The 7,960-nt window shown below is 47.2% G+C and carries 7 protein-coding genes; 4 read left to right on the forward strand and 3 right to left on the reverse strand.

Translation table 11 applies throughout. The features are described 5' to 3' along the window. Positions 1-90: 90 nt before the first annotated feature. A complete protein-coding gene (carB, locus tag IM509_RS23685) occupies positions 91-3,336 on the reverse strand; it encodes a carbamoyl-phosphate synthase large subunit (RefSeq protein ID WP_185237524.1) in 3,246 nt (1,081 codons plus the stop codon). A 287-nt stretch (positions 3,337-3,623) separates the two neighbouring features. On the opposite strand from carB, the gene IM509_RS23690 reads away from it, so the two are divergent. Beyond that, positions 3,624-4,664 carry an adenosine deaminase gene (locus IM509_RS23690; protein WP_052278038.1) on the forward strand — a complete coding sequence of 347 codons (1,041 nt, stop codon included), beginning with the start codon at positions 3,624-3,626 and terminating at the stop codon, positions 4,662-4,664. A gap of 90 nt (positions 4,665-4,754) precedes the next feature. Here IM509_RS23690 and IM509_RS23695 read toward each other — a convergent pair whose 3' ends face one another. Continuing rightward, entirely contained in the window at positions 4,755-5,162 is a 408-nt protein-coding gene (locus IM509_RS23695) for an MAPEG family protein (protein WP_002763339.1), read from the reverse strand. An 8-nt stretch (positions 5,163-5,170) separates the two neighbouring features. Then, positions 5,171-5,677 carry a hypothetical protein gene (locus tag IM509_RS23700; protein WP_002741066.1) on the reverse strand — a complete coding sequence of 169 codons (507 nt, stop codon included), beginning with the start codon at positions 5,675-5,677 and terminating at the stop codon, positions 5,171-5,173. Positions 5,678-5,888: 211 nt separating this feature from the next. Between IM509_RS23700 and IM509_RS23705 the strand changes: the two genes are divergently transcribed. From IM509_RS23705 to IM509_RS23715, 3 genes are all read left to right on the forward strand, one after another. Then, a complete protein-coding gene (locus IM509_RS23705) occupies positions 5,889-7,130 on the forward strand; it encodes a GNAT family N-acetyltransferase (protein ID WP_185237525.1) in 1,242 nt (413 codons plus the stop codon). Beyond that, complete coding sequence (gene ruvX / locus IM509_RS23710) at positions 7,130-7,567, forward strand: Holliday junction resolvase RuvX (protein ID WP_004161525.1); 438 nt, start codon at positions 7,130-7,132, stop codon at positions 7,565-7,567. Before IM509_RS23705 ends, ruvX begins: the two co-directional genes overlap by 1 nt. An 87-nt stretch (positions 7,568-7,654) precedes the next feature. Next, a partial coding sequence (locus IM509_RS23715) for a MerR family DNA-binding transcriptional regulator (protein ID WP_287717363.1) occupies positions 7,655-7,960 on the forward strand: 306 nt, incomplete at its 3' end.

The following is a 7,960-nucleotide window of genomic DNA, read 5'->3' on the forward strand; positions in this document are numbered from 1 at the left end:
CTGATAACTGATAACTGATAACTGATAACTGATAACTGATAACTGATAACTGATAACTGATAACTGATAACTGATAACTGATAACTGAAATTAGGCGAGATAATCCTGTAAAGCTTTCACCTCTAAAGGTTGGGATTGCAGGGATTTTAAGGCCGCTACCGTCGCTTTTGCCCCAGCGATAGTGGTGATAATTGGTAACTTATAATCGAGGGCAGTACGGCGAATTTGTCGGCCATCGTTTTGGGATTCTTCACCACTGGGAGTATTGACAATAAACTGAATCCAGTCATTTTTGATCCAATCGATAACGTGGGGACGACCTTCGTGAATCTTTAGCACTAAATCGATATTTTCGCAACCGTTTTCTAACAAAACTTTACGAGTTCCAGAAGTGGCGACGACGCGAAAACCGAGGGATTGCAGATCCTTAACCACGGGGACCATGGGGGTTTTATCGCGATCGCTCATCGAGACGAAAACCGTCCCACTGGTGGCTAAAATCACGCCGGCGGCCATTTCTGCTTTAGCGAAAGCTTTGCCAAAATCGCTGTCAATCCCCATTACTTCCCCTGTAGAACGCATTTCTGGTCCCAGGAGAGTATCAGCACCGGGGAACTTCTGGAAGGGTAAAACCGCTTCTTTGACGGCAATATGACGGGGAATTGCTTCGCTGATGATACCCAATTCCGTCAGGGTTCGGCCCGACATGACGAGGGAGGCAACTTTTGCCAGAGGAACTCCCGTTGCTTTGGAAACGTAGGGAACAGTACGACTAGCGCGGGGATTCGCTTCTAAGATATAAACTGTCTCCCCCTGTACCGCATACTGGATATTCATCAAACCGATTACTTTTAAAGCTTTCGCTAGTTCCACCGTCCATTGTCGAATTGTGGTTAAAACCGAGGCGCTCAGGGACGTATGGGGGATAGAACAGGCAGAATCGCCCGAATGTACGCCAGCTTGTTCGATATGTTCCATTAATCCCCCGATAACGACTGTTTCCGTCGCATCTGACAGAGCATCCACATCCACTTCGATGGCATTTTCGAGGAATTTATCGATTAAAATCGGGTGATCCGGTTCTATCTGTACCGCATACTTCATATAGCGTTCCAATTCGCTATCGGAATAGACGATTTCCATCGCCCGACCGCCTAAAACGTAGGACGGACGTACTACTACAGGATAACCGATGCGTTGAGCCACTGCTTGGGATTCTTGGAAATTGCGGGCAATACCGTTGGGGGGTTGTCGGATATCTAATTGCCGGAGAATTTTTTCAAACCGTTCCCGATCTTCGGCGGCATCGATCGAATCGGGTGAAGTTCCCCAAATTTTGGTATTTACGGGACAATTAGGCGATTCTAAATATTTTTGCAGGGGAACGGCCAGTTTTAAGGGAGTTTGCCCACCGAATTGAATAATTAAACCCTCTGGTTGTTCCGCTTCGATGATATTTAAGACATCCTCTTTAGTCAGGGGTTCAAAGTAAAGGCGATCGCTGGTATCGTAATCGGTGGAGACAGTTTCCGGGTTAGAGTTGACCATAATCGTCTCAAAACCGGCTTGACTGAGGGAAAAAGCGGCATGACAACAACAGTAGTCAAATTCTATCCCCTGGCCGATGCGATTGGGACCACCACCGAGGATCATCACTTTGCGTTTATCGGAGGGTAAAACTTCCGATTCTACCTGTTCGTAGGTGGAATAATAATAGGGTGTTAGGGCCTCAAATTCTGCCGCGCAGGTGTCCACCATTTTATAGACTGGAACAATACCTAAACCCTTGCGATAACTTCTCACTTCGTCCTCGCTGCTGTTGGTGGCGAAGGCGATTTGGCGATCACTAAAACCCTGTTGTTTAATAGCGAATAGGTTCTCTTGGCTGAGACTTTTCAGGGGAGTTCGTTTGAGAAACTTCTCGGTTTCCATCAAATCAGCCAATTTATCGAGGAACCAGGGATCAATCCCGGTTAGTTCGTGGATTTCCGACCCATTCATGCCCAATTTAAAAGCATGATAGATACTATAAACTCGTTCGGGGTTAGGTGTCCGCAAACCGGCCCGGACTTCCGAGAGAGGGGGGAGAGTTTCGACTTTATCGCAACCAAAGCCAAAACGTCCCGTTTCTAGGGAGCGAAGTGCTTTTTGAAAGGATTCTTGGAAAGTTCGACCGATAGCCATGGCTTCCCCGACGGATTTCATCTGGGTGGTTAGAATCGGTTGGGAGCCGGGGAATTTCTCGAAGGCAAAGCGAGGAATTTTGGTGACGACGTAATCGATAGTCGGTTCAAAGGAAGCCGGGGTTTTTTTGGTGATATCGTTGGGAATTTCGTCTAAAGTGTAGCCTACCGCTAGTTTAGCGGCAAATTTAGCGATCGGGAATCCCGTGGCTTTTGATGCCAGGGCCGAAGAACGGGATACCCGGGGATTCATCTCGATGACGATTACGTCGCCGTTAGTGGGATTAACGGAGAATTGGATGTTCGATCCGCCGGTTTCTACGCCAATTTCCCGAATAATTGCCTTAGAATAGTCCCGGAGGCGTTGGTATTCTTTGTCGGTCAGGGTTTGGGCGGGCGCAACCGTAATCGAGTCGCCGGTATGGACCCCCATAGCGTCAAAGTTTTCGATCGAACAGATGATCACCACGTTATCGGCTAGATCGCGCATTACCTCTAATTCGTATTCTTTCCAGCCAATTAGGGATTTTTCGACGAGAATTTGCGATGTAGGCGAACAATCTAGCCCATACTGAGCCATCGGTTCAAATTCTTCTTGGTTATAGGCAATACCGCCCCCGGTTCCTCCTAAAGTGAAGGCAGGCCGGATAATGAGAGGATAGGAACCGATCTGATGACCGATCGCTTTTGCCTCCTCTAAATTGTTGGCAATCCCCGAAGGACAGACGGGAACACCGATTTTCTCCATTGCTTTTTTGAATAGTTCCCTATCTTCGGCTTTTTCAATAGCGGGAAGTTTTGCCCCGATCAGTTCCACGTTATATTTTTCTAAAACGCCGCTTTTGGCTAAAGCTACCGCAGTATTCAGGGCAGTTTGACCCCCCATAGTCGGTAGAATCGCATCGGGGCGTTCTTTGGCGATAATTTTCTCGACAATTTCCGGCAGAATCGGTTCAATGTAGGTGCGATCGGCCATTTCTGGATCGGTCATGATCGAGGCGGGGTTAGAATTGACTAAAATTACCTCATAACCTTCTTCTCGCAGAGCTTTACAGGCTTGAGTTCCCGAATAGTCGAATTCACAGGCTTGTCCGATGACAATCGGGCCAGCGCCCAAGATTAGGATTTTTTGTAAGTCATCACGGCGTGGCATAGGCTTAGGGTTGCTTGAGGATAAACCCCAATCATTGTATATGTTGTCACCCTCGATCCCGCAAAGCTTTATTTAGGTTTAATGACCTTATTGTGTCCCTCAGCCTTCAGCCTTGAATCAGTGATCAGATCTGAGCCTTGTACTAGCGACTGTTCACTATCTCCCCGCTCCCCAACACCCAACCGATCACCGAATAGGTACTAATAATATTTGGCAACAATTGTCAAACAATTGTAAAACTTCGTTATATTTAAGGAGCATTTGAGAGACTAAGGAGCAGCGGAGTTGTGGCTTTATACGCGGATTTGCATCGGCATTTAGGGGGATCGGTAGTACCGAGAATTCTCTGGCGCTACTTTCACAGACATGAGCGGGATTTAGCGGCCAAATTCCAGGAATACCCCGCTTTTGAGGAATTTTACACCCGCAAACGCAATAGTTTAGATGAGTATTTGGAATTACACACCCTCGTCGAAAGTGTTCAAACCGCCCAAACTTTGCCCTATTTTATCTATCGTCTGATTCGCGGTGCTTACATCTTCGAGAATCTTGCCTATTTAGAATTGCGCTATACTCCCTACTATCGCACCGACGAACATTTGAACCAAACAGAGCGAATCGAGCAAATGCGCTCGATTGTCGAGATCGTCGGTCAAGCCTCGAAAATGAGCGAATATCCGATTATTACCAGTCAAATTCTCTGTATGCACTCGCGACTTCCCTACGAAGTCAACAAAGCGATCGTTGATCTGGCCCTAGAGATGAGAGAATACGTCTGTGCGATCGATATTGCTGGGGGTGATTCCCACTACCAGACTCGACTAGAGGAATTTGCCGGTTTATACGGTTATGCCCAAGAAGAGGGTTTAAATACCACGGGCCATCTTTACGAAACAAAGGACGGTTGTTATCCCCAATTACTGCCCTATCTGCAAAGAATTGGTCACGGTATTCAAATTCCCCTACGATATCCAGAATTGCTGCCAGAAGTTGCCCGTCGTCATCAATGTTTAGAAGTCTGTCCCACCACCTATTTAAAAACTGGCACCCTTGAAAGTTTATCGCAATTAAAGATAGTCTTCGATCGCTGTTTTGAAGCGGGGGTTGATATTGCTATCTGTACCGATAATGCCGGTTTACACAATGTCCGGCTGCCCTTCGAGTACGAAAATTTACTCACCCTGGACGTGATCGATTTCCGACAATTACAAGCTTGTCAAGATGCGGCTTTTCGTCATGCTTTTGCCTGGCCCTACAGTCAAAAACCCGCCTCACTTTTAACTGGTTTGTTATCAGTGGATAATCCCAAATTACCGGTTTATCAGTAACAGAATTAACTTTAGTTCGGGTTAAGCAAATTCTTTACCGCTCCCGAACTATAGCGTTTTCCGACTCTCCTGCATCTGGTTTGGGGAATTCTACTGAATCTTGATTAAACTCAACCCAAAGAGAGTATAGGTACAGAGAGAGCCGAGACCGAACATCAGGGAACGAGCGATCGGGACATTAGTGATATAAAAAAGGGAAAATAGAAGCCGGAGGATCACGAAAGCGATCGCACAGACAGCGGCCAGGGATGAGGATACTCCTGTAACGTAGGCCATGAGAGCGGCAGCACTATAGATCATAAAGGTTTCAAAACCATTTTGATGGGCCCAAGTTGCTCGTTTAGCGTAGTCTGGGAGTTGGTCGAACATGGCCCGGGGAGCGGAGGTATCGTAACCCACCTTAGCTCTAGCGTAAGCCACCAGCAGAAAAGGTAGATAGACAGAGATAGCGGCAGCCACTATCGAATAGAGAAGAATGGCACTGACGGAGAGATTCATCGCTGAATTTAGTCAAAATAAAATAGGGTAACTAGCTTGCGTTGATCTTCCGCTTCCGCGCAGGTTTGCAAAAGGGTCTGACTGTCGTGGAAAGCAAAACAGATTAACTGTTGACAACGATTGATAATCTCGCGATTACAGAGGCTGCTGGCTTCCCCTAGGGATAGATGGTCATTTTCGGGACATTCCACCAGATGGATAACCTGCTGGAGTTGTTCTTGGGATTCCAGGGGCTGGCGATCGAGACTTTGGGGTAAGATCACGGTTAACAGATTAGGATCTGCCCGCATTGCCCCCTTAATGACGGCGGAATTGGTTCCCGTCGCCCCGGAGGTCATAATCCGATTGCCCGCCAGCACGAGGGCATAGGCCATCATTTCGATCAATTGCTGGTGTGTGATGGGAACGTGACGGGAACCCAATAAGGCGACGCGCTTAGAACCGGTCTGCTGAATGGCGGCTAGTTCTTGAGCTAGAGTGTCTAGGGTGTTAGTGGTATCTACAGATTGACTCAAAGACTTTTACTGCAAATTCGGACTGATTAACCGTCCGTTATTGTAGCATCCAATTGTCATAATCGGAAATTTGGCCCAAAAAACCCCAGCTACCGATCGAGGTGTCCTTTCTGTGGCAGTCTCCTTGAGCCGTCAGAAATTGTTATTGGTGGGGAAGTGCCTCTAGATTCTGCTGTAAGATAGGTGCATAGACGATATTTACCCCAGAGCCATGACCACTTCTCCTGTTCCCCAAGGGGACGATTTTAGCGATCGCCCAATCCGTCCCGTACAATATCGGGATTTGGAAGACATTGAAGCTTTAACCCTGGATGACTTCGATGAGGATATTGATCGTCGCGCCCAAAATTTCCGCACCCAGGTGCAGCAGGTGCGGCCTTGGTTTGGGTTATTTAAAATTCTCAGTTTTTTTCCCAATCCTCTCCAACACCGTTTTCATGTCTATGTGGCTGAGTCCATGGCCAATCGGGGAGAAGAAGGGAAAATTCGCGGGGCAATCCAAGTCACCCCTTTTAATAGTAGTCGCAGCACTTGGCGGGTGGAACAGGTGCGGGTGCATCCAGGGGAGTCTTTAAGCGAACCCAAGGGCATCGGGGCGCAATTACTGCGTTATTGTCTAGAAACGGTTTGGGAAGCGCGCACCTGGGTGTTAGAGGTTAATATCAATCAAAAGGACAGTTTGGCACTTTTTCGGCAACACGGTTTTCAGCCTTTGGCAGAATTAACCTATTGGTCTTTACCGCCGCAATTATTACAGGAATTGAGCAAACAAGAGGCAGATTTACCGAATTTACTGCCTGTGAGCAATGCTGACGCTCAATTGCTCTATCAGTTAGATTGTGTGTCTATGCCGCCGCTACTGCGTCAGGTATTTGATCGCCATATCCAGGATTTTAAAATCAATTTAGTTGATAGTTTGCTCGGTCGCTGTCAAGGTTGGTGCGGCGGTCCGCAAATTAGTCGCGGTTACGTTTTTGAACCGCAACGAAAAGCGGCGATCGGTTATTTTGAATTAATTCTATCTAATCGGGATGAGCGACCCCATCAAGCGAAATTAATTGTCCATCCCGCCTACACTTGGCTCTATCCTAAGTTATTAATCCAGATGGCCCAGATCACTCGCAAGTATCCCGCTCGCTCGCTAGAGTTGATATCTGCTGATTATCAGCACGAAAGACGGGAATATCTGGAACAATTGGGAGCAATCCGCAGTTCCCACACCCTGATGATGTCGCGCTCGGTATGGCACAAAATCCGCGAAACTAAGCCAGAAAATTCCGCCCTGGCAGAAATGCTGCAGGGTTTACAACCGGTGCCGCGAACTCCCATCCCTAGTCGGATGTCTTGGTTAAAATGGCCCAATAATCCCCCCCTAGACTCCCTCGACAGTCCGGGAGAACTTCCCCCAGTTAAACCGCCCTCGGAACCCCCCGATCAGGGGCATCCAGTGTGATGGAAAGAGTCGCCGCCTTGGGCTTAGATATCGGCAAAAAACGGGTAGGAGTGGCAGGATGTGACGGCACAGGTTTAATCGCCACCGGTTTAACCACGATTATCCGTTCTTCCTTTGTTGCTGACCTACCACAGTTTGAGGCAATTGTCAAGGAAAGAAATATTAAGATTTTGGTAGCGGGACTGCCCTATACCATGGCGGGAGAGTTAGGATTTCAGGCCAAACAGGTACAAAAATACGCCCAGAAACTAGAGATCGCCTTGGATTTGCCCCTCGAATACATTGATGAGCGTTGCACGTCCCTAGAGGCGGAAGAATTCTTAAAAGCCAAAAAACAGTTTTCCTCTTGGGATAAGGGAGCGATCGATCGGGAAGCGGCGGCGATTATTTTACAACAATGGCTCGATCGCCGACGGCGAGTTAATACTGTTGTTTGAGGAGTTGACGGCAAGGGTTAATCACAGAAACCAAAAACCTAACTAATACTATCCAAAATTACTCATGACTTATGCTATAATAGCTTTATGAGTAAGTTAACCATATCGGAAGCCGCTAAATTGAAAGGTGTAAGCGTATCGACGTTAAGGCGTTGGGAGTCTGAAGGTAAACTAATTCCAGAACGGACTGCTAATGGGCATCGTCGTTATACAATTTCTCAGTTGCTTGGAGTAAAAGAGAATCTTTCCTATACTGTTGGCTATTGTTGTGTTTCTAGTCATGACCAAAAGAAAGATTTAGAACGTCAAAAAGAAGTTGTCGAACTGTTTTGCGCTCAAAACGGTTGGCAAGTTGAAATTATAGACGACTTAGGTTCAGGACTTAACTACAAC

This window comes from Microcystis sp. M31BS1 (genome assembly GCF_020245285.1).
Classification (GTDB): Bacteria; Cyanobacteriota; Cyanobacteriia; order Cyanobacteriales; family Microcystaceae; genus Microcystis; species Microcystis panniformis.